The following is a 21,569-nucleotide window of genomic DNA, read 5'->3' on the forward strand; positions in this document are numbered from 1 at the left end:
CCCTCTGCATCAGGAAATCTCCTCCGGGCCGGAGCGGACTTCATCCGGCATCCGGGAAGGGTCCTTCACCTGCCCGGTGCCTTCAATCACGTATTTGTAGGAGGTCAGCTCCCGCAGGGCCATCGGCCCCCGGGCATGAAACTTGTCCGTGCCGATGCCTATTTCCGCGCCGAATCCAAACTCTTCCCCGTCGCTGAACCTCGTGGAGCAATTGTGGTACACGCACGCGCTGTCCACGCGGCTCATGAAATAATCGCGGGCCTTCCCGTCCTCCGTCACAATGGAATCGCTGTGGTGGGAACCGTAGCGGTTGATATGCTCCACGGCCTCCCGGACGCCGTCTGCCACCTTCACGGACAGGATGAGGTCTTCATACTCCGTGGACCAGTCCTCCTCTGACGCGGGAACGGCTTCCGGCCCGAAAAACGGCATGCTCCGCCCGCACACGCGGCACTCCACACCACGCTGGCGCATGCGCTCCGCCACCATCGGGAGGAACCGTTCCGCCACGGCAGCGTCCACCAGCAGGGTTTCTGCCGCGTTGCAGACTCCCGGCCGCTGGGTCTTGGCATCGTCCAAAATATTGAGGGCCATCTTCAAATCCGCGGCGGCGTCCACATACACATGGCAAATGCCGTCCAGATGCTTCAGCACCGGAACCCTGGCATACTCCATTACGGTGCGTATCAGCCCCTTCCCTCCCCTGGGAATAATCACGTTCAGGCAGGAATCCAGCTCGCACAACTGCTTCACCTCCTCCCGGCTACCCGAATCAAGAAGTTGGAGGGCGTCCGCCGGAACGGCAGACTCCGCAAGGGCTTTCCGCAGCACTGCCACAAGAACCCTGTTGGTCCGCAGAGACTCGCTGCCGCCGCGCAGAATAACGGCATTCCCGGATTTCAGGCACAGGGAGGCGGCATCACAGGTGACGGAGCCCCTGCTCTCGTAAATAAACCCGATGGCCCCCAGAGGAACGCGCACCTGGCGAATATGCAGTCCATTGGGGCGCGTCCATTCCCGGATGCACTCGCCCACCGGATCGGGAAGGGCCGCTACCTGCTCCATGCCGCGCGCCATATGTTCCACGCGCTCCGGAGTCAGCAGCAGCCTGTCCAGAAACGCGGCATTCCGCCCGTTCTTTCCCGCCTCTTCCATATCCAGGGAATTCTCCCGGATAATTCTCTCCGCGGCTCCCCGGACGCCTGCGGCCATCAGGAGCAGGGCAGCCGTCTTCTCCTGCGGACTCAGGGCTGCCATTTCACGGGAAGCGGCCACTGCCGCGCGTCCCAAGGCTTCAAGAGGATTCTCCATATTCATCACTTCATCCCTTCCTGGCAGGTGCAAAAAACGTTCCTGCGCCCTCCCTGCCGCCTTCCAACAGCAACCCGATGCGTTCCGGATGACGGCCATTCATCATGTAGGTGCCTACCCCGGCATTCACAGCTTCCCGAATGGCCTGGAGCTTGGCGCTCATGCCGCCCATGGAAAAACGGCCCCGGTCCTCCTCCGCAAACGCCAGAACGGCATCCACATCCTCCACCCTGTGGATGATGGCCTCCCGGCTTTCCCCCGGCGGATACAGGCCGTCCACGCTCGTCAGGATGAACAGGGCGTCCGCTTCCAGCATGCGGACAATGTGCACGGAAAGAATATCGTTGTCCCCGAACTTCAATTCCTCCACGGACACGGTGTCATTCTCGTTCACGATGGGAATAATCCCTCCGTGCTCAAACAGGCGCATCACCGTGGCCTGAACATGGTGGCGGCGGCTCTTTAAATCGTCCGCCGTCAGCAAAAGCTGGGCCACATCCACGTCAAAATGGTTGAAAAGATTCTCATACGTCTGCATCAGCCGCGTCTGCCCCACCGCGGCACAGGCCTGCTTGAGGGACAGCTCCTGCGGATAGGACGGAAGCCCCAGTACGGAAACCCCCGCCCCGACCGCGCCGGAACTCACCAGCACCACCTGGTGGCCCTGCTGCATCAAATCCGCCAGGGCGCTCACCAAATGCACGATGGAAGAGCCGTCCAACGTTCCGTTCTCACGGGTCAGCACGCCCGTTCCTACTTTCACTACGATCTTCATGCGTCTGCCGCCACTGTACACCAGACGGTCTTCCCGAGAAAGGAAGAAAAAAACTCCCCCCGGATCGTCTCTCCCTCCAAATGATACGCTGTGGCAAAAGAGGAAAACCGCGCCCTCCTCCGCATCCGGACTCAGGGAAGCGGCAGCATCCTTTCACCGGAACACGCAGGACAATCTAAAATAACTTTTGAGTAACAACGCCTTTTGAAAACGGACTTTCATTGACCCGTGACGCATGCCGCGCCATAGTGGCCATATGATCAGATTCGTCCTTCTTCTCCTGTGCCTGGGCATAGCCGGACTCTCCCCCGTCTTCGCGGAGGAGGGCGCCGCCCCGGCGGACTACGACAAACAGGAAAGAACGAGAACCCTGGCCGTCGGTCAAGACGACACGTACGGCCAGTTGGAGAACAGCATGATCTCGTTCATGGAACGGCATCGCGACGTCCTCCCCTTCCGGATGCAGCCTCGATTCCGGGGAGAAAGCTTTTACTGGGAATTGCCCGCATGCCAGCCCTGGCTTTTCCATGCTCCGTGGCAGGACCAGGACGATCCCCGCGGAATGCAGGAAAATCCCCGCTACATCCTCTTTCCGGTCATTCTATTCCCCAGTGGAACATGGATGGCCGGCCGTTTTTATCCAAAGGGCACGGAACAGGAAATGTACGATGTCCTGAAGCCTGAAGAAGGGAAAAAGAAAAAATGCGTGAACATCTGCATTCCTCCACAAGCCTTCATGAGCTTCGTCCGGGACAGGTTCAGCCATCTGGCGGGGCTTACGCAGAGCAGAATCACGCTGGCCCCCTATCAACCGGAACCGCGGAAGGAAATGCACATCCAGCGTCCGGAACACCCCGTCAACATCCTCCCGGCATTGCCGGATCCGGCGCCCCAATACCAAAAACCGGGCGGAAGCTCCGCATCTGAGGAACTTCCGCCCGGAAAAGGCCAACCGACTACCCCTTGAACATGCCCAGGGCCCTGGCGACGCCCTCCCCGTACTCGGGATCGCACTCCATGCAGTGGTCAATATGGCGCTGCTTGATGAAATCCGGCGCATCACCCATGGCCCGCGCGGTATTGCCGTACAAAGCTTCCCTCTGTTCCGGCGTCATCAGGCGGAACAGGGCGCGCGGCTGGGAATAATAATCGTGGTCGTCTTCATGGAAATCCCAGTGCCAGGCCGCTCCGTCCAACTCAAGCGGCGGCTCCCGGAACTCCGGCTGCTGCTTCCACTCTCCGTAGCTGTTCGGTTCATAACCCAGCGTACCGCCTGCGTTGTCGTCCACACGCATCATGCCGTCACGGTGGTAGCTATGGAATGGGCACCGGGGTGCGTTCACGGGAATCTGGTTATGATTCACGCCCAGCCTGTAACGCTGCGCATCACCATAAGAAAACAGACGACCCTGAAGCATTTTGTCCGGAGAAAAGCCGATGCCGGGCACAATATTGGCCGGATTGAACGCCGCCTGTTCGATCTGGGCGAAATAATTGTCCGGATTCCTGTTGAGCTCCAGCACGCCCACTTCCATGAGCGGATAATCTCCATGCGGCCATACCTTGGTCAGGTCAAACGGATTGAAGGAACACGCCTTCGCCTGCTCCTGGGTCATGACCTGAATGTACATCGTCCAACGCGGGAAATCCCCCTTTTCAATGCTTTCATACAAATCGCGCTGGTGGCTTTCACGGTCCTTCGCGACAATAGCCTCCGCCTCTTCATCCGTGAGGTTCCTGATGCCCTGCTGGGTCTTCAGGTGGAACTTCACCCAGAATCTCTCGTTATCCGCGTTCAACATGCTGAACGCATGGCTGCCGAAACCGTGCATGTGCCGGTAGGAAGCTGGAATGCCGCGGTCGCTCATAACCACGGTCACCTGGTGGAAAGCCTCCGGAAGGGAGGACCAGAAATCCCAGTTGTTCCGGGCGCTCCGCAAATTGGTGCGCGGATCGCGCTTGATGGCGTGGTTCAAGTCCGGAAACTTGAGCGGGTCCCTCAGGAAAAACACGGGCGTATTGTTTCCTACCAGGTCCCAGTTGCCCTCCTCCGTATAAAACTTGATGGCAAAACCGCGGATATCCCGTTCCGCATCCGCCGCGCCCCGTTCCCCCGCTACCGTGGAAAAGCGGACCAGGAGATCGGTCTTCTTGCCCACCTCTGAAAACAGGGCCGCCTTCGTGTACCGGGTGATATCATGCGTTACGGTAAAGGTGCCGAAAGCTCCGGAACCTTTGGCGTGCATGCGCCTCTCCGGAATCACCTCGCGGTCGAAATGGGCCAGCTTCTCCAGAAACCAGACGTCCTGCAGCAGCATGGGGCCGCGCGGACCGGCCGTTAAAACGTTCTGGTTGTCCGGAACAGGAGCTCCGGCTTCGGTAGTTAAATTTTTCGAATCACTCATGCAATATTTTTTATTTAGAATAATTAAAACAAATTTCCAAACCATGTCAATGACCGAATCCCCGGGAAACTGGAAAGAAAAAACCACAGTCCCCAATTTCCCTTTTTCCGGGCTGCCGGATCATCCGGAAACCCTTGCCGGAGACGCATTTTAGACTTTCCATGCAGGGCGGTTCTCGTCATATTGCCCTGGCATGAATCTTGACCTTCTCCAAAAAGCCGCCAACCAGGCGCGGGGCCTTGCCATGGATGCCGTTCACGACTGCGCATCCGGCCACCTGGGCCTTCCCCTGGGGTGCGCCGAAATCGGGGCCGTCCTGTTCGGTGATCTGCTCAACGTCTGCCCGTCCCAGCCCCGCTGGCTCAACCGCGACCGGTTCATTCTCTCCGCGGGCCACGGCTCCATGTTCCTTTACGGCTGGCTGCACCTGTCAGGATTCAACGTCGGCGTTGAGGACCTCAAAAACTTCCGTCACAAGGGCTCCATTACGCCCGGCCACCCGGAATTTCGGGATACCGAAGGCGTGGAATGCACCACGGGACCGCTCGGCCAGGGTATTGCGAACGCCGTCGGATTCGCCCTCTCCGCCAGGCGCGCCTCCGCGCGGTTCAACAAGCCCGGCATGGACATCTTCACCCAGAACATCTTCTGCCTGGCGGGAGACGGCTGCCTGCAGGAAGGGGTGGCCCGCGAAGCGCTCGCCCTGGCCGCCGTGCTGAAGCTGGACAACCTCATCCTCATTTATGACTCCAACGACATCACGCTGGATGCCCCTGCGGAACGCACCCAGCTTGCCGACCCGCGCGCGGTGTATGAAGCCCTGGGCTGGGAGGTGCGCCAAATTGACGGGCACGACTTGAAAGCCGTTGCGGAAGCGGTGGAAGCCGCCAAAGCGGCCAAAAATGGCAAACCCCAGCTCATCGTCGCCAAAACCGTCATCGGCAAGGGCATCCCCGGCATTGAAGGCACCACCAAGGGCCACGGCGAAGGCGGGGCCAGGCTTCTGGAAGAAGCGCATGCCAACTGGGGCATCCCCGCCGGGGAACGCTACTATGTTTCCGAAGACGTCCGCGCCTACTTCAACGACCTCAAGGCCCGGCGGGAAGCCGCCTTCTCCGCCTGGAACGCCATGTACCGGGAATGGCGCCAATCCTTCCCGGAACTTGCCGCGGAACTGGACGCCGGAATGGACGCCTGCGCCAGGGGCGTGGACCCCTCCGTTTCCGACAAGGACATCCCCGCCTTCTCCCCGGACTACAGCGACGCCACCCGTTCCTCCGGCTCCGTGGCCATCAACGCCATCGCGAAGGCCGACCCCTGGTTCCTGACTACCAGCGCGGACCTGTACAGCTCCAATAAAAACTACCTCAACGGCGGCGGAGACTTCTCCGCGGAAAATCCGGAAGGCCGCAACTTCTGGTTCGGCATCCGGGAACACGCCATGGCCTCCATCTGCAACGGCATCGCGTACGACGGCCTGTTCCGCGTGAGCGCCGCCACCTTCTGCGTATTCGTGGACTACATGCGCGCCGCTATCCGCGTGGCCGCCCTGAGCGGACTGCCCGTCACCTACATCCTGACGCACGACTCCGTGGCCGTGGGTGAAGACGGCCCCACCCACCAGCCGGTGGAAACCGTCTCCGGCCTGCGCGTGATCCCCAATCTGGACGTCATTCGCCCGGCGGATCCGGAAGAAACGGCCGGAGCCTGGATGGCCGCCCTGCAAAGGGCCGACGGCCCCACCGCCCTGATCCTTACCCGCCAGAAAGTGGCCACGTTAAACGACATCCCCGTGGAAACGCGCCGCCAGGGCGTGCTGAAAGGCGGCTACGTAGCCCGCCGGGAACAGGACAAGCTGGAAGCCGTCATCCTTGCGTCCGGTTCCGAACTGGAACTGGCCCTGAAGGCCGCGGAACGCCTCGGCAGCGGAATCCGCGTGGTCTCCATGCCCAGCTTCTTCCGCTTTGATGCCCAGCCTGCCGAATACCGGGAAAGCGTGTTGCCCCCCTCCTGCATGAAGAGGGTCTCCGTGGAAGCCGGCGTAACGGGACTGTGGTGGAAATACCTGGGCTGCCAGGGTGAAGCCGTGGGCATCAACCGCTTCGGCTTCTCCGCCCCGGGCAATCAGGTCCTGGACGAACTCGGCATGAACGTGGACAACGTCGTCAACGCCATTCAAAACGTGCTTGCCAGATAAGACGGACGGAATTGCTTCCGAATGCAATTGTCAAAGGCTGTCCTGCCGATGCAGGGCAGCCTTCTCTTCATCCATCCGGCCCATGCGAGCAAACAAGGCAGCCTCCCGCGCCATTCGCAACGGTTCCGTCTCGCCGCCCCGCTTTGAAAAGCTCCAGCCTTCCGTGGCCGGAACCGCAACGGAGAAACACTTTCACGGAAGGCGGAAATGCGCCGCATGAAAAGCCTTGTGCCGCTTACAGCTTGTGCCCGAAGGAATCGCCGGGCTTCAGGGACTTGATCAGCTCCACCAGCAGCTTGATGGTATCTTCCACATCGCTGAGGGCGGCGGTTTCCACCGGGGAATGCATGTAGCGCAGCGGCAGGGAAACCAGCGCGGACGCCACCCCGTTGCGGGAAACGTAAATGCTGTCCGTATCCGTCCCGGTGCGGCGGCCCGCAGCTTCATGCTGGAGATTGATCTTATTCTTGTCAGCCACGATTTCCAGGCGGGCCACCAGATTGGGATGGTTGGCGGTTCCGTGAATGACGGCGGGGCCCTTCCCCAGCTTGATATCCCCGAACTTCCCCTTGTCCAGGCCGGGAGAATCCGTAGCGTGCGTCACGTCTATGCAGATGGCGGCCTCCGGCTGGATGCGGTGGGTAATCATCCCGGCACCGATGCAGCCCACTTCTTCCTGGACGGCGTTGACCAAGGCTACGTTCCAGGCCAGGGGCTTCTTCTGCTTGCACAGGCGTTTGGCTATCTCCGAAAGAACGAAGCCGCTGAGGCGGTTGTCCAGCGCGCGGCAAACCAGCTTGTTCTCATTCATCAGCATGGGGCCGTCGCAATAAACGCCCACGTGCCCCACGCGCAGCCCCAGGTCGGCCACCTCCTTGTCGGAGGAAGCGCCCACGTCAATGTAAATTTCCCAGATCTTGGGCTCCTTCTCCCCACCTTCGCGCAGGTGGATGGCCGTATTCCCCGTAATGCCCATCACTTCCCCCTGGCTGCCCAGGAAGCGCACGCGGCGCCCGCGCGCGATGGCCGTATCCGTTCCGCCCACGCGTTCCACGTACAGGAAGCCCTCCGGCGTAATGTGGCGGATCATGAAGCCGATCTCATCGGCATGGGCCTCAATCATCAGGGTGGGAGCGTTCTCCTTGTCCGCATGGAAGGTGGCCCACGTATTCCCGTAAGTGTCGCACTGGACATCCTCCGTGTACTTCCGCATCTCATCCGCCCAAATGCGCTGGGCGTCTATCTCAAAACCGGAAGGACTGGGAGTCTCCAGAAGTTCCGTTAAAAACTCAAGGCTGTCGTCGCTGATCTTCATATCCCCGTTTATAGCACCGTTCCGGATGCCGCTCAACCGGAAAGAAGGATGGATGCTGCATCTTCAGCAGGGGAATGTACACACAGAAAAGCCCGCATGCCGGGCAGGGCACGCGGGCTCTCATAAATGGGCAAAAATCAGGCCTGAAGCCCCCGGGAAATACCCTCCAGAACGTCAGCCTTCCCCATGATGTATCCGGTGTCCGGATCATGGTACTGCGTGGAATGCACGGAAATTCTGCCGCTTCCGTAAGGATCCGCCTCCTTCGCTATCGGAAGGCGCCCCACGAGGGAAGGAAAGCATGCTTCCGCCAGTTCAAAGGCAGTGACGGGTTCCGGAACCAGATTGACGGCAAAAAGGCCGCATTCCCATGCTTTTTCCACATCATTTACGATGCGGCACATGGGGTAGAGCTGGTGGCGTTCCAGCAGGGCCACGTCCAGTTCGTCCTTTCCTTCCGGCGCATTTGCCAGCAGATCCGCCACGCTCATATCCGCACCCGTTCCGGTGACTTCCGGCAGGTACACGTTGAGCACGCGGCCGAATTTGAGGTTGACGTAATCCCTCAATTCCGCCAGGGCTGAGAGGAAGGCATCTTCAAACTCATGAACCAGCGGGGAATCTTCATTCCCCGTCTCCGGCTGGGTATCGATGCTGGTGACGTAAGTCAGGCGTTCGATTTTCACCTCGTGCAGAATGTCTATCAACTGCCGGACATGGGAAATGAATGCCTCCTCATTCCTTCGGATGGCACGGCGGCCTTCCCACAGGGACGGACAAATGAGAACAGCCTGGCCGAATTCCCGGCCGCGCAGGAGCGGCAGATTCGTTTCGTCAATCAGGTAGTCGAAATACCGTTTTGAGGTCCAGAAAGAACCCAGGGCGTTCGAGGAGCTGATGAATACCGTATCTGTCATGTTGAGGAGGAAGGGTGCTAGGTTGTTGCAGACTCCCGGAACTTATTTCAGGGCGTCAAAGGCGGATTTGAAAAGGAAATAACCCCAGCCCCAGTCTTCATGGGCCGCCCAGTCCTTGTCGTAATGGTGGCGGGGAAGCAGGAAGCGTTCCGGGTGGGGCATCAGGCCCATGGCACGGCCGGTGGCGTCCTGGAGCCCGGCAATGCTGCAGGCGCAGCCGTCGCGGTTGTCCGCATACTGCAGGGCCACATACCCGGCGGCCAGATACTTTTCCGCATCTCCGGGCCTGGTGACCAGGCGGCCTTCCGCGTGGGCGGAGGGCAATTCAAACTCGTCCGGAAGCCCCTGCAGGAACGGGGAATCCTTTGCCACCTTCACCAGCTTGGCCCACAGGCATTCAAAGCGTTCGCTCTTGTTGTCAATCAGGCTGGAGGAAGGAAGGATGCCGAGCTTGGTCAGAATCTGGAACCCGTTGCAGATGCCCAGGATAAGGCCCCCGCCGGCGTGGTGCCTGTGCAGGGCGTCTCCCAGGAAACGTTCCGTTTCCAGCTGCGCCAGGCGTCCGCTGGTAACGTAATCCCCGTAGCTGAAACCGCCGCTGATGACGACAAGCTGGGACTTGGCCACGTGTTCCGGCGCGGCGGTGGCGATGGGCTGGACCTGGGTGGAAAAGCCGACCGTGCGCAGGGCGCGTTCCGTTTCCACATCGCAGTTGGTGCCGGGGTATTTGAGTAAAAGTGCGTGAGGCATGTGAGTAAGTGTCAAATCGTTGTAGGTTGAATGCGGGACTGTTGAAATCAATAGTAGGGGGTGAGTCCGTCCTTCCAGAGTTTCTTGAGTCTGGCAAGTTCGCAGTCCAGAACCTTTTCCCCGCCGCAACAGGTAACTGCAAGGCGTTTTTCCGGAGTTGCGCGCCCGATGCAGGCACAGGGGAAGCCCTCCATGGCCGCCTCAAAATCCGCGGCGAACTCGGGGTCCACCTCCACCAGGATGCGGCCCGTGCTTTCACTGAACAGGGGAATGGCCGGGGACTTCCAGCCGTTCACGGTAGGAATCTTCGTCAGGTCAAGCTGGACGCCGCCCTTGCCGGAAAAGGCCATTTCAGCCGCCGTGACGGCCAGGCCGCCTTCGGAAACGTCGTGGGCGGAAAGAACCAGGCCGGAAGTCAGGGCATTGTAGTACGCCTTGTACAGCTGCATGTTTTTCGCGCAGTCCGTCTGCGGCACCTTGCAGTCGTTCACGCCGTGCGTGCGTGCAAAGACGGAGCCGCCCATTTCATCTTCCGTATTGCCGATGAGGTACAGCAGGCTGTCGTCCCGGCGCATGGAGGAGCCGATGGCGTGGTCCGGGCTTTCCACCACGCCGAAACCGGAACAGAGGAACGTGACGGGCACGTTGATGGGGCCGTCTTCCGTCTCAAAATAATTGTAGAAGGAATCCTTGCCGGAAATGAACGGGGCGTTGTAGGCGTCCGCGGCCCTGGCGATGGCTTTTACGCACTCCACCAGGCGGCCGAGCTCCTCCGGATCTTCCGGATTGCCCATGCAGAAATTGTCCAGCAGGCCGATCTTGTCCGGGTTGGAGCCTACCAGGATAAGCTGGCGCACACACTCGTCCACGGTGCCGGTACCCATGGCGTAAGGATCCGTCTTGCCCCATTCCGGAAGAATGGCGCAGGCCATGGCCATGCACTTGTCCGAGCCGTCGATGTCCACCACGGAACCGTCCTGCGGTGCGTCCGCCGTGGCGCCCGCGAGGGGCTTCAGAATCGTGTTGCCCTGCACTTCATGGTCGTATTCCCGGATGATGGGTTCGCGGGAAACGATGGCGAAATCGCTCATGACGGTTTCCAGGGACTTGCCGAGGTCCTCGTCCGGCATCGGCTGCCCGGTGAGTCCCTGCCCGCTGGTGAACACGGAAGAAAGCTTCTTGACTGGGGCTTCATGCAGCTTGGAATTGTCCAGGCAGCACACCAGTTCCCCCTTGTGCCAGACCTTGAGGATGCCCGTATTGTCCGAATGGCCCAGGACGGTCAGCTCCGTCTGGAAAGTATCCGCCAGCTTCTGGAGTTCCGGCAGGTCTTTTTCCTCCACGGCCATCACCATGCGTTCCTGGGACTCGGAAAGGAAAATCTCCCAGGAAATCAGGCCCGGCTCCTTCAGGGGGGCGTTGTCCAGGAAAATCTCTCCGCCCGTGACGGAAAGCATTTCCCCGGCGGCGGAGGAAAAACCGCCCGCGCCGCAGTCCGTGATGAACACGATCAGGCCGCGTTCGCGCGCTTCCAGAATGAAATCCAGCGTCTTCTTCTCTTCAATCGGGTTGCCGATCTGCACGGCGGTGAAATCCTCCTCATGGGAGGCCTCATCCAGCGCGGCGGAAGAAAAGGTGGCGCCCTTCAGGCCGTCGCGCCCGGTCCGGCCGCCGATGACGATCACCTTCAGGCCGGGGCGCATTTCCTTGAGGATGTCCCCGCGGGGAATGACGCCGGCGGTTCCGCAGAACACGAGCGGATTGTAAATGTAAGTGGGGTCGAACTGGATAGCCCCGTTCACCGTCGGAATGCCCATGCGGTTGCCGTAATCGCGCACGCCGCGCACCACGCCGCGCATGATGCCCAGCGGATGAATGACATCCGGGGCGGTGATGGAGGCGGGGTCCGTGTCCGGAGCGCCGAAGCAGAACACATCCAGGGAGGCGATGGGCTTGGCCCCCTTCCCTGCGCCCAGAATGTCGCGGATGACGCCGCCCAGGCCGGTATTGGCCCCTGCATAGGGTTCAATGGCGGAGGGGTGGTTGTGCGTCTCCGCCTTCAGGCAGACGGCCAGCTTGTCGTCCAGGGCGATGAAGCCGGCGTTGTCATCAAACGCGCTGAGCACGAAGCCCGGCTTGCGTTCCATGATCTTCTCGGAAGGCTTCTTGATGTAAGTCTTGAACAGGCTGTCCACGGTCTCCGGCGCGCCTCCGTTTACGCTGTGGCTGATGGAGGCGGAGAAAATGCGGTGCTTGCAGTGTTCCGACCAGGTCTGGGCGATTACTTCCAGTTCCACGTCGGTGGGGTCGCGGTCCACTTCGCGGAAAATCTGCTGGACGACTTCCATGTCCTCGCGGGACAGGGAAAGCTTCTGCTGCTTGCTGAGCTCAAGCAGCTCGTCGCTGCTCAGGTCTCTCACGGGAACGGTGCGGTAGGTTTTGGCGGACATATTGCTGGGAAAAAGTAGGCGTGAGGGGGAAAAATCAGGCGATGGTCCAGTTGTGGATGGCGGGATTGCAAACGTCCTTGGCGAAGCGTTTGGAAAGGCTCTCCCGGTCCCCCTGGCCGAAAACATACACGCGCTGCGTGATCTTCAGCCCGTCCAGGGTAAAGCCCATATTCTTGCGGCCACGGTAATTCTGCAGGATGGCCTCCTTCTCCAGATCCAGGGCCCCGGCCTTCATGCCGTAGTCGATGGTGAAAAGGGCTCCCGTCAGAATGGGGGCGTCCTGCTCGCTGCATTCCTGGGCAATGGGGTCAACCAGCACGCTCAGGAGGTAGTCGCGGGCTTTCTGCTCGTCTCCGGTGATTTCCACCGTGTACACGCGGCTGCGGCGGAAAGTGAGGCCGGCATTCAGAGGGGTGTAAAGCAGGGCGTCTGCATTGGCTGCGGCCTGGAATCGGCTGATAACTTCAAAATGGAGGGTCATATGGCTCAGAAATGTGGTAAAATGAAAAATGGGGGCCGGCTGGCCGGCCGGCTCCCATGGGGAAAGGCTTGCGGATCAGGCCTTGTGCTGGAGGCGGGAAAGGACTTCCTCATACGCTTCCATCACATTGCCCAGATCCTGGCGGAAGCGGTCCTTGTCCATCTTCTCGCCGGTCTTGATGTCCCACAGGCGGCAGGTGTCCGGGGAAATCTCGTCCGCCAGCACGATCTGGGAGGGATCTTCCGCCAGGCGGCCGAACTCAATCTTGTAATCCACCAGCGTCAGGCCTACCTGCTTGAAAAAGTCGATCAGCACGTCGTTCACGATCAGCGCCTGCTTCTTGAGGAAGGCGCACTCCTCTTCCGTGGCGGCGCCCAGTTCCCGGGCATAATCGTCATTGATGAAGGGGTCTCCCAGATCGTCGTCCTTGTAGGAAAACTCCACGATGGGTTTCTTGAAGGGGGTGCCTTCCTTGACACCCATGCGGCGGCTGAAGGAACCGGCGGCAATGTTGCGCACGATCACTTCCAGCGGAAGAATGGAAACCTTCTTGACGTCGATGTTGATGTCATCCACGTCGGCGACCAGATGAGTCTTCACACCCTTTCCCTCAAGCATTCTGTAAATGAGCAGGGTGATGGCCTTGTTCAGCTTGCCCTTGTTCTCGAACTGGGCTTTCTTGGCGCCGTTTCCGGCAGTGGCGTCATCCTTGTACTCCATGCGGAGGACATTGGGAGTATCGGTCATATAAAGTCTTTTGGCCTTGCCTTCGTAGATAGGTTCCATGATACGTTTTACGCGGGGTTGAATGCGTGCGGGGATGTTACGCCAGACGGTACGCAGGGTCAAGCCGCAACTGGCTGAAGAACACCCCTCCGGCCCGGCCGGGGAAAGGCCGCGCAAAAATGCGGACGGGCGCAGCGGGAAGTCATTTGAAGAAAGTCATTTGAAAACAGCCTGCCGCAAGACAACTGCAGGGTGGAAAACCGGAAAACACGGAACTCCCGGGAATGAACGACAGGTACAGATGCGGAACCTTTCCCAATGAGGTTTGAAAACAGCTCATGAACCTATGAATCACCGGGGCGCCGCAACATGGCTTGACTATTCTTAATCATCTTGACGCGCTCTTTTCTTCTTGTTAGGAAGCCTATTGATGTTCAGGATATTTGCATGCGCCTGGCTGGTATTGGCAATTCCATTTTTCGGACTGGGGGAGGAACCCGAAGATGAAACCTATGTCGTCCTGCGGAGTCCCGCCCAGTATTTTGCAGCGGGATATCATGATTCCTACTATTGGACAGTCCTGTTTCCGGACAATCCTTCATTTTCCTATGCGTGTATCTATCTTCCCTCGTTTAATCGCGAATTTGGTTTTTATCTGGAGGGAAACGATTTGATCTGGGCCAGGGCAGTCGGGCCCTCCAGTGTGCAAATGCTCTCCCAAACGCCCATTGTGGACTTGCAAAGCCAGGGAGCGGACCGCTGCGCCGTTCTGCTGATGTGCCTGCAATTTCCAATTCTGGGGAACATGCTGGAAGGGTGGGACGGCATGACAGGCGGAAGGGAGGAAGATATATTCAGCACCTCTTCCGAAAGGAAGGGCTTGCTTTCCAAATTGCCCCAATACGGGGAATGGCGCATGTTCGCGGCCCGATGGATGGAATCCATGATCAACCCGTTTCTCTACCGGCATCTGTACGTCAAAAGAGGGAAAATAACCTTGAATCCGGCCTTGGCCGATGCTTTGCGGAAAACCTGGGATGAGGCGGTTGAACGGAAAACTTTCGCCATGGACATGTACAGGCAGCTTTTAACCAGGCTTGACGGGGATTATTTCTATTTCCGCGGAGCTTCCGGTCCGGTAGGGGAAGACCTGTGTGAAGGAGAAGGAATGCTGAGGCCCGCGATGAGGGAGCTGGCTTTTGGAATCGTGGACATGGCCATGATGGAGGATTGGAATGCGGAAACGGAGCAATGGCTTATGAATCAATGCGCCAAAATCCGGTGCCATGCCTCGGATTTGGGAGAAGCCCCGCCCCCCATGGTTTCCGAATCCTGGGTGAAAGACTTCTATCGACGGCTTGATGATCAAATGGAAAAGGAACGTGCAGAAGAAAAAATACGGAAGGAGAAAGAGGCCTCTTTGAAAGAGCAGGCGAAAGAGGAAAAGGAAAAAGAACCGGAGGCCGATTCTCCTGCCCATCGTACGAAAGAAGAATATGTACGGGGATTCCGGGAGCGTTTTTTGAAGCCTCTGGACCGGAATCCGCTTTGGAGGGATTTATTCCCGAACGGAACTCAGGGAAAACCGGGAGCATGCTGGGTGGGAAGCAGGGGAATCAGCGGTCTTTACCTGGACGGAACACTCATGGGACGTGCGGAAACCCTGATCAATACCCCCCTGGACATTTATGACGAGTGGTTTTACAATCAAGTCCCGGAAAGGGCATTGTTCCCCTACGACGGCATTCGGGAGCCTGCAGGATATGGCGAACCCAGAGTAAGGCGGGAATGGATCTCCCTGGGAAGGGACTTGAGCCGTTTGCTGGAAGAAACGCTTACGGACATTGCCAAAGGGAAAATGGCCGGCGGAAAAGGAAACAACAACGAGGTGGAGGAAACGAACGGGATGTACTTCGCTCCCTTCTGCATCGTGCGCGGGGCTGACGGAACGGAAAGAATCATGTCTTCTGCCGATGCGGACTTGAAAACTGTAGTCGAATTGATGGAACTGTGGTACACGGCGGATCTCCTGTTCATCGACGAAGACTATCTGCAGGGGATTTTTGAGACGCGCGCCGTCCTGCAGGGAAAAACAGCCCGGGACAGAGCGGCTGAATGTCCCAGGGCAAGCGGCATCTGGAACAGTTGGAATAACCGTTTTCTGTGGAATTGATTCCGCACTGGCGCGCGTATTCAGCCGGTTCACTCTCTTCTGTGCATACACCGGGAATATTAGTCTTGATACCCGTAGGGGCTGGCGTATCATGTGCTTCAGTATGCACGCCGACTTGGAGAAATTGTTGTCTCTGGGGAGAATTACCCCCGCTCTCGCTGAAAAACTTGATTGTATCTCACCTGGCCATTACTGCTTCCACTCTACCTGGGGAGCCGGAAAAGTCATTTCCTGGAACCTGCCGGCCAAAAAGCTGGTCATTGATTTTGAAGAAAATCCGGAACATGAAATCGCGCTGGAGTTTGCTCCCCGCATTCTGGAATTCATCGGTGACGACCACTTCCTGGCCAAGCGCTATGAAGACCCGGAATTCCTGATCTCCCTGGCAGCAGACGATCCTGTGGAACTGGTCCGCCTGACGCTGAAGGGCTACGGCAATTCCCTCACCCCGGAAAAGCTGGAAGCCGCCCTGAAAGGCACCGTTATTGCGGAAGACAAATGGAAAAACTGGTGGGACAAGGTGCGCGCCATGCTGCGCACCAACGTGCAGTTCATGATGCCGACCCGCAAGGGGGAACGCATCACCCTGCGCACCAACACGCTTTCCCGCGCCCAAGCCGCCCTGGAAGATTACGGCAAGGCCGCCGACCTGAAAGCGAAAGTGCGCGTGCTGGATAGCGTCAAAATGGAAAACGTGGTCTCCGAACCGGATGCGGTGAATACCCTGATCCAGGCCGTAAACGCCGACGTATGCAACGGCGGCAGCCTGGCCCTCCAGCAGGTGCTGGAACTGGCCATTCTGCGGGACGACCTGATCGCCGCCGTCAAGAACGCGGAAGCGGCGGAAACTGCCTGCTCCCTTCGCTCCCTTGTGGAAACCGGCATTGAAGACGTGGAGCGCTTCGCGGAAGTGCTCAATTCCATGCCCGCGGTGCGCCAAAAGCGCGTGTATGCCGTGCTTCCGGAAATCTTTGGCGACTCATGGACGGAAAAGGCCTTGGAACTATTTGACGCCAGCGGAGCCCGCGCCGTGGGGGAAATCGCCAAATTCCTCATTGAACAGGGACAGGAAAAAACTTTCATCAAGCACTTGAAGCATTCCCTGCTGCGGCAGACCCTTCCCGCGGAATCCCTCATCTGGATTTGCCGCCAGCGCAATGATGCCTCCAAACCCCTCTTCGGCCTTCCGGTAGGCATTGCCATGCTCTCCCTGATTGAGCAGGACCACATGGATGGCGGCCCCAACCGCATGTTGCGTCTGAAAAACCTGTTCATGGAAGACAAAAACATGATTCAGGAAATGATCAGGAAGCAGGACGTGGCGGAAGTGCGCCAGTTCGCCAAAATGCTGTACAACACATCTGCCTTCTCCGAACAGGACCGCGGCGCACTGATGGCCCGTGTGATCAGCGTGTTCCCGGACCTTCACTCCATCGTACTGGATGCAATGGTGGACACCTCCGACAAACCGGAACCGATCTTCGTCTCCTGGGAAAGCCTGGAAGCGCGCAAGAAGGAACTGGAAGAACTGGTGAATGTGAAAATTCCGGAAAACCTGCACAACAAGAAAATTTCCCGTGCGGAAGGCGACCTTCGTGAAAACGGCGGCTACCAGGACGCCAAGGAAGTGGAAAAAGTCCTCAACCGCCGCCGCGCGGAGCTGGAACATGCTCTGTCCCTGGCCCGCGGCACGGACTTTACCGTAACGGACACCTCCAGGGCGGCCATGGGAACAAAAGTGACGCTCCAGCCACTCGGCGGCGGAGACCTCGTGATATACACCATTCTGGGAGCGTGGGACACAAACCCGGAAAAACACATCGTCTCCTACCTTTCCCAGGTTGGCAAGGAACTGACCGGCAAGAAAGTGGGCGATCAGGTTAAAATCGTTCCCATGGACGGCGACAAAAAGAAGGTGTTCACGATCACCGCCATTGAAGCCGCCTTTTAAGAACGGTCATTCGCCAATTTTCTCCTTCAATCCTCCATGTTTCATGGAGGATTTTTTGTGATATTTTGAATTATATATTGAAAATAAAAAAGTTGGGCTGAAGAAAAAAGTTGGCGCGAATTTGGAATCCGAAGTCAATCTACAATTTTAAGGGGAAGGCTATTGAATAGATTTCTGCCGCTTCTGCGAGCCTCGCAGGCGGGGGAGTGTATGTTTCCCGGCTTCCACAAATAGAGTTATTCCTGAAGCATGGAGAAGGGAAATCCCTCTTCCTTTTTTTATCACCGCGGTTTTCACAAGTGATGCTAATGACCTATTTCCAGAAGATTGTGCTTATCGGCAGAAGAAAATGATTTCGTTGCTTCACCAGGATATGGAATACTGGATCAGCCGGGAGAAACTGGATTGCCTCTCCAAAGAAAACCTGCCGGATTCCAAATTCGTTATAGGGATGTACAGCAAGTAGCTTATTTGTTGTTTTTCATTGATTATCCCCTGCATACTGTGAAGAAGACATTATTTATTTTGACTGCCATGGCTGCGGCAACTGCCGTTGCGGAAGCATCTACAGTCCTGATATCGTTCGGCATCAATTCAGGCAATGACACCTCCGTTGTGAACGGAACCTACCGCGGAGAAACCGGGCAAAAAGTAAATAAAATTTCAACAGGAAGCTCAAATTCCTACACTTCCGGAGCATTGTCAACCACCGGAGGGGAAACTACCGCCATCACCGTCACGACCGGCGGTGTTTGCTGTGGATCAGGTGGCGTGCTGACGGACGTTACCGCAAAAGAATCCGCCCTGGCGGGCCATGACAACAAGTTCTATGATGTCTTTGGCCAGGACATGTCCATAGGCAATCCCATGGGGGGCGTTGTCAACACTGCCGGTTCTGCCAATGGCAACTTCACCATGTCCCTGAACAATCTGTCCGCAGGTACCTACACGCTGACAATGCTGGTAGGCCGCGGAAACGATTACGGGGCAGGCAATACTTCTTCCTTCAGCCTCAGCGGCGATGGCATAGCCAACATTTCGGCCATTCTTGACGATTATTCCACTGGTTCCGGCGCCACGCTGAACGGCTCCACCGTCACAGCCAATACACATACCGGAGACTGGGTGCTGATGACTTACACGTTTGACGTGACGGCCGACAATACCCGGCTTGACATCCTCTCCGAGGGCGGTAGCGGCAGCATCAACACTCTGGCGCTAACCTCCGTTCCGGAACCGGCTACGGCATCCCTGAGCCTTCTGGGGCTTTCCGCCCTGCTTCTGCGCCGCCGCAGAAACTGACTCTGGTTCATCCCATTTTCCGAGAAACAAAAACTCCGTATCTCCTTATACGAGGTACGGAGTTTTCCGTTCGGGACAGAGAATGATACGGCGATTTTTCCGGAAAATCCCCACAGAAAAAATCGGCATAGCCTGCCGGAGACACCGTGTACCGGGAATGGTACCCTGCCTCTCTGCTTTAATATTATCCCCCACAGCCCTCTGCATGCAGGAAAAGGCGCCCCAATTCCAGCAACGGTACAGAACGATAAAACAAAACCGGAAACTCACGATACCCTGCCGCCTTCACGGAAAGGCGGAAAAACAATTCCCTCAATTTTTTGCGTCCAGCGGCCCCCTTTTTCATTGCGGTCCTGCTGCGTATTGACCATGATACGGGCTACCCGGCTCCCTCATGCAGAACCAACGCTTCCAGTACGAAAGAATTATCATCACGGGCGCATCGTCCGGATTCGGGAAGGCTTTTGCCCAGATGCTGGCCTCCTGCACCGGTGAACTGATTCTCGTCGCCCGGAATGAAGAGGCGCTTCAACAACTTGCCGCCGGGCTGGAAGAAAAACATCCCGGACTGAACGCCGCCGCCCTTCCCTGCGACCTGGCGGACGAATCCGCCTTGGGCGACCTGGCTGGCCGCCTTCTGGAACTGCCTGCGGCAAAAACCCTTCTGATCAACAACGCCGGAGCAGGAGACTACGGAGAATTCTCGGAAGGCTCCTGGGACAGAATTCGCACCCTGCTGCGCCTGAACGTGGAAAGCCTCACGCGCCTGTGCCACGCCATGATACCGGGATTGAAAAAAAACGGCGGGGACATCATCAACATCAGCTCCCTGGCGGCTCTGCTCCCCATCCCGGACTTTGCCGTTTATGCGGCCACCAAGGCATACGTTTCCAGCCTGTCGGAAGCCCTGCGGTTGGAACTGAAGGAACACGGCATACGAGTCCTGGCCGTTTGTCCCGGCCCCGTCTCCACGGGATTCGGGAAAGCGGCGCGCCGCCCCGGCTTCACCGGCAACATGATGCCGGGCAGAAACGCCTTTGACACCCCCACGGAAACCGTCGTGAAAGACAGCCTGCACGCCCTGTCCCGCGGACGCGCCAGAGTCTTCCCCGGCGTGAAAATACGTTTGGCGGCCCTGCTGCTGAATGCGGCTCCCCTGGGGCTGATCCGCTTCTTCATGGGCAAACGCCCCCGGAAAGTCCAGCCGTCTCCAACCGAAACCCTCCCTCCCGCGCCATGAAACCCCACCGCCGCGGAATCACCCGCATCACCTGGTTCAAGCTTACGGTCTGCGCCTGCCTGGCCGCCATGGCGGCTTCCCTCTTCACGCCGTATCCGGCCCAGATTATCCGCGCCCTGAAAGGAGAGCCGGAACCGGCGACGGATGCCCCGGACGCCTACCCGCCCCACACTTCCCTGCCCCCGGAACAGCCGGACCAGACGCAAACGGCCGCCCCGGATACTGCCGGACGCCCCGGCACGGCCACGGAAGATGCGCGCCTGCTGTCTCCCTGGACGCCGGAGCGCACCATCGCCCTGCCCCCCGTGCAGTATCCGCCGTTTCCACCAGTTCTGCCCACCAGGCCGTCCACAGGAGCGCTCACGAACATTTACGAGCTGGCCCGTGGCCTGAACTTGAAAACCCAGGCCAACTTCCTGCCCGGCACGCTGGCTTCCAGCGACAAGGAAATCAAAAGCAATTACCAGATGACGCTCACCCTGAACGTCAAACAGCCCCAAGCCCTGACGAAAAAGGAAGATATCCTGAAGCTCAACCCCAAACTGGAGGCCATCCTCCCGGATCTGTCCACCCTGTTCAGCCACGCTCGCATCTCTCCCTACTACGGGCAGATCTACGCCCGCAAACAAACGGAAATCCGCAAAAACCTGGCCTCCCTGACCAAGCTGTTTGACCGCCACAACTTCTATGATACGGAAACCATCCTGGAAATAACCCACCCGGAAACCCGTAGAAAACTGCTGTGGCTTCAAAGTGAAATGGACGTCGTTTCCGACGGGTCGGACGGTGACCGGCTGTCCACCATGCCGGACAAAATCCTGAAAAGTTCCTTCTACCAGCCCAGCACCTCCTACCGCTGGAAAAAGCGCACGGACAAGCCCAATCCCCTGCTCAAGCCCTGGCAGCAGAGGCTGGCTGCCTACAAGGCAAGCCTGGCCAAGGCCCCCGCCGCGGAAAAAGCCGCCCTGCGCAGCAAAATAGACCATGCGGAACGGGTCATTGCGGAACTGAAAAGGTACAGCTTCCTGATCTCGGAATACGATCCCTTCATCGTAGTCCCTCTGGGCGTCGTCAACCAGTCTTCCCCGTTCTCCCCGCAATTCGGCGATTACGCCGTCGTCATTGTGGACGGCAAATTATACCCGGCCCTGGTGGGGGACGCCGGCCCCCGGTACAAGACGGGGGAAGGCTCCCTGCGCCTGAGCCGGGAAATCAACCCCAAATCCGGACCTTACAGCCGCCCCGTCTCCGATCTGGTGGTGAGCTACCTGATCTTCCCCGGCACCGCGGAGCCGGAAGCCGGACCGCCCGACTATGAAAAACTCACGGCGAAATGCCGGGAACTGCTCAACGACATAGGCGGCATGGGAGACGCCTTCAAACTCCACCAGTGGGAAGACCTGCTTGCTCCCAAGCCGCCTCCCTCTTCTCCCTCTCCCTCCGCTTCCGACAAGGAACCGGAAACCACGGCAAAAGACGGAAAAACGGCTGCGGACAAACCGTCGGAAACTCCTTCTTCCACATCTTCCCCCACGCCTTCCTCCACATCCGCACCTGCGGCCCCCTGACGTGCAGG

Annotated in this window: 16 protein-coding genes; 7 read left to right on the forward strand and 9 right to left on the reverse strand. The window is 58.4% G+C overall.

What is annotated here, in order from left to right:
* Nucleotides 1-9: 9 nt before the first annotated feature.
* Together V3C20_RS03155 and proB are read right to left on the reverse strand one after the other, a co-directional pair.
* The gene (locus V3C20_RS03155) at nt 10-1,311 is read right to left on the reverse strand and encodes a glutamate-5-semialdehyde dehydrogenase (RefSeq protein ID WP_238623800.1); all 1,302 of its coding nucleotides are present in this window, start codon (nt 1,309-1,311) and stop codon (nt 10-12) included.
* Nucleotides 1,312-1,321: 10 nt separating this feature from the next.
* Nucleotides 1,322-2,086: a glutamate 5-kinase gene (gene proB, locus V3C20_RS03160; protein WP_130083563.1), complete on the reverse strand. Its 765-nt coding sequence runs from the start codon at nt 2,084-2,086 to the stop codon at nt 1,322-1,324.
* A 256-nt stretch (nt 2,087-2,342) separates the two neighbouring features.
* Between proB and V3C20_RS03165 the strand changes: the two genes are divergently transcribed.
* Nucleotides 2,343-3,053 carry a hypothetical protein gene (locus V3C20_RS03165; RefSeq protein WP_130083564.1) on the forward strand — a complete coding sequence of 237 codons (711 nt, stop codon included), beginning with the start codon at nt 2,343-2,345 and terminating at the stop codon, nt 3,051-3,053.
* Here V3C20_RS03165 and V3C20_RS03170 read toward each other — a convergent pair.
* A complete protein-coding gene (locus V3C20_RS03170) occupies nt 3,043-4,491 on the reverse strand; it encodes a catalase (protein WP_130083565.1) in 1,449 nt (482 codons plus the stop codon). The two genes, V3C20_RS03165 and V3C20_RS03170, sit on opposite strands and share 11 nt — an antisense overlap.
* 193 nt (nt 4,492-4,684) lie before the next feature.
* Here V3C20_RS03170 and tkt point away from each other — a divergent pair, with 193 nt between their 5' ends.
* Nucleotides 4,685-6,688, forward strand: coding sequence for a transketolase (tkt, locus tag V3C20_RS03175; RefSeq protein ID WP_130083566.1), 2,004 nt, complete (start codon nt 4,685-4,687; stop codon nt 6,686-6,688).
* 235 nt (nt 6,689-6,923) lie between these two features.
* Here the strand turns inward: tkt and V3C20_RS03180 are convergent, their stop codons facing one another.
* From V3C20_RS03180 to purC, 6 genes are all read right to left on the reverse strand, one after another.
* On the reverse strand, nt 6,924-8,003 hold the full coding sequence (locus tag V3C20_RS03180; RefSeq protein WP_130083567.1) for a M42 family metallopeptidase: 1,080 nt from the start codon (nt 8,001-8,003) through the stop codon (nt 6,924-6,926).
* Between the two features lie 137 nt (nt 8,004-8,140).
* Nucleotides 8,141-8,920, reverse strand: a complete 780-nt coding sequence (locus tag V3C20_RS03185) for a hypothetical protein (protein WP_130083568.1) — start codon at nt 8,918-8,920, stop codon at nt 8,141-8,143.
* A gap of 42 nt (nt 8,921-8,962) precedes the next feature.
* Nucleotides 8,963-9,670 (reverse strand): phosphoribosylformylglycinamidine synthase subunit PurQ, encoded by a 708-nt coding sequence (locus V3C20_RS03190; RefSeq protein ID WP_130083569.1) that lies wholly within the window; start codon nt 9,668-9,670, stop codon nt 8,963-8,965.
* A 47-nt stretch (nt 9,671-9,717) separates the two neighbouring features.
* Complete coding sequence (purL, locus tag V3C20_RS03195; protein WP_130083570.1) at nt 9,718-12,120, reverse strand: phosphoribosylformylglycinamidine synthase subunit PurL; 2,403 nt, start codon at nt 12,118-12,120, stop codon at nt 9,718-9,720.
* Between the two features lie 34 nt (nt 12,121-12,154).
* Nucleotides 12,155-12,601 carry a hypothetical protein gene (locus V3C20_RS03200; RefSeq protein ID WP_130083571.1) on the reverse strand — a complete coding sequence of 149 codons (447 nt, stop codon included), beginning with the start codon at nt 12,599-12,601 and terminating at the stop codon, nt 12,155-12,157.
* A gap of 75 nt (nt 12,602-12,676) precedes the next feature.
* Entirely contained in the window at nt 12,677-13,387 is a 711-nt protein-coding gene (gene purC / locus V3C20_RS03205) for a phosphoribosylaminoimidazolesuccinocarboxamide synthase (RefSeq protein ID WP_130083572.1), read from the reverse strand.
* A gap of 370 nt (nt 13,388-13,757) precedes the next feature.
* On the opposite strand from purC, the gene V3C20_RS03210 reads away from it, so the two are divergent.
* The 5 genes from V3C20_RS03210 to V3C20_RS03230 all read left to right on the forward strand — a co-directional run bounded on the left by V3C20_RS03210 (nt 13,758) and on the right by V3C20_RS03230 (nt 21,561).
* A complete protein-coding gene (locus V3C20_RS03210; protein ID WP_130083573.1) occupies nt 13,758-15,500 on the forward strand; it encodes a hypothetical protein in 1,743 nt (580 codons plus the stop codon).
* A gap of 103 nt (nt 15,501-15,603) precedes the next feature.
* Entirely contained in the window at nt 15,604-17,451 is a 1,848-nt protein-coding gene (locus V3C20_RS03215) for a GreA/GreB family elongation factor (protein WP_161981321.1), read from the forward strand.
* 534 nt (nt 17,452-17,985) lie between these two features.
* Entirely contained in the window at nt 17,986-18,753 is a 768-nt protein-coding gene (locus V3C20_RS03220) for a PEP-CTERM sorting domain-containing protein (protein ID WP_130083576.1), read from the forward strand.
* A 394-nt stretch (nt 18,754-19,147) separates the two neighbouring features.
* On the forward strand, nt 19,148-19,993 hold the full coding sequence (locus V3C20_RS03225; protein ID WP_238623801.1) for an SDR family oxidoreductase: 846 nt from the start codon (nt 19,148-19,150) through the stop codon (nt 19,991-19,993).
* A complete protein-coding gene (locus V3C20_RS03230; protein WP_130083577.1) occupies nt 19,990-21,561 on the forward strand; it encodes a glycoside hydrolase family 75 protein in 1,572 nt (523 codons plus the stop codon). Before V3C20_RS03225 ends, V3C20_RS03230 begins: the two co-directional genes overlap by 4 nt.
* Nucleotides 21,562-21,569 lie beyond the last annotated feature (8 nt).

The organism is Akkermansia sp. RCC_12PD, from assembly GCF_036417355.1.
Classification (GTDB): Bacteria; Verrucomicrobiota; Verrucomicrobiia; order Verrucomicrobiales; family Akkermansiaceae; genus Akkermansia.

What these genes read in the sequence shown, in the direction of transcription:
- V3C20_RS03155 (WP_238623800.1), bottom strand. Translation starts at nt 1,311, where the DNA reads ATGGAGAATCCTCTTGAAGCCTTGGGACGCGCGGCAGTGGCCGCTTCC.
- proB (WP_130083563.1), bottom strand. Translation starts at nt 2,086, where the DNA reads ATGAAGATCGTAGTGAAAGTAGGAACGGGCGTGCTGACCCGTGAGAAC.
- V3C20_RS03165 (WP_130083564.1), top strand. Translation starts at nt 2,343, where the DNA reads ATGATCAGATTCGTCCTTCTTCTCCTGTGCCTGGGCATAGCCGGACTC.
- V3C20_RS03170 (WP_130083565.1), bottom strand. Translation starts at nt 4,491, where the DNA reads ATGAGTGATTCGAAAAATTTAACTACCGAAGCCGGAGCTCCTGTTCCG.
- tkt (WP_130083566.1), top strand. Translation starts at nt 4,685, where the DNA reads ATGAATCTTGACCTTCTCCAAAAAGCCGCCAACCAGGCGCGGGGCCTT.
- V3C20_RS03180 (WP_130083567.1), bottom strand. Translation starts at nt 8,003, where the DNA reads ATGAAGATCAGCGACGACAGCCTTGAGTTTTTAACGGAACTTCTGGAG.
- V3C20_RS03185 (WP_130083568.1), bottom strand. Translation starts at nt 8,920, where the DNA reads ATGACAGATACGGTATTCATCAGCTCCTCGAACGCCCTGGGTTCTTTC.
- V3C20_RS03190 (WP_130083569.1), bottom strand. Translation starts at nt 9,670, where the DNA reads ATGCCTCACGCACTTTTACTCAAATACCCCGGCACCAACTGCGATGTG.
- purL (WP_130083570.1), bottom strand. Translation starts at nt 12,120, where the DNA reads ATGTCCGCCAAAACCTACCGCACCGTTCCCGTGAGAGACCTGAGCAGC.
- V3C20_RS03200 (WP_130083571.1), bottom strand. Translation starts at nt 12,601, where the DNA reads ATGACCCTCCATTTTGAAGTTATCAGCCGATTCCAGGCCGCAGCCAAT.
- purC (WP_130083572.1), bottom strand. Translation starts at nt 13,387, where the DNA reads ATGGAACCTATCTACGAAGGCAAGGCCAAAAGACTTTATATGACCGAT.
- V3C20_RS03210 (WP_130083573.1), top strand. Translation starts at nt 13,758, where the DNA reads ATGTTCAGGATATTTGCATGCGCCTGGCTGGTATTGGCAATTCCATTT.
- V3C20_RS03215 (WP_161981321.1), top strand. Translation starts at nt 15,604, where the DNA reads ATGCACGCCGACTTGGAGAAATTGTTGTCTCTGGGGAGAATTACCCCC.
- V3C20_RS03220 (WP_130083576.1), top strand. Translation starts at nt 17,986, where the DNA reads ATGGCTGCGGCAACTGCCGTTGCGGAAGCATCTACAGTCCTGATATCG.
- V3C20_RS03225 (WP_238623801.1), top strand. Translation starts at nt 19,148, where the DNA reads ATGCAGAACCAACGCTTCCAGTACGAAAGAATTATCATCACGGGCGCA.
- V3C20_RS03230 (WP_130083577.1), top strand. Translation starts at nt 19,990, where the DNA reads ATGAAACCCCACCGCCGCGGAATCACCCGCATCACCTGGTTCAAGCTT.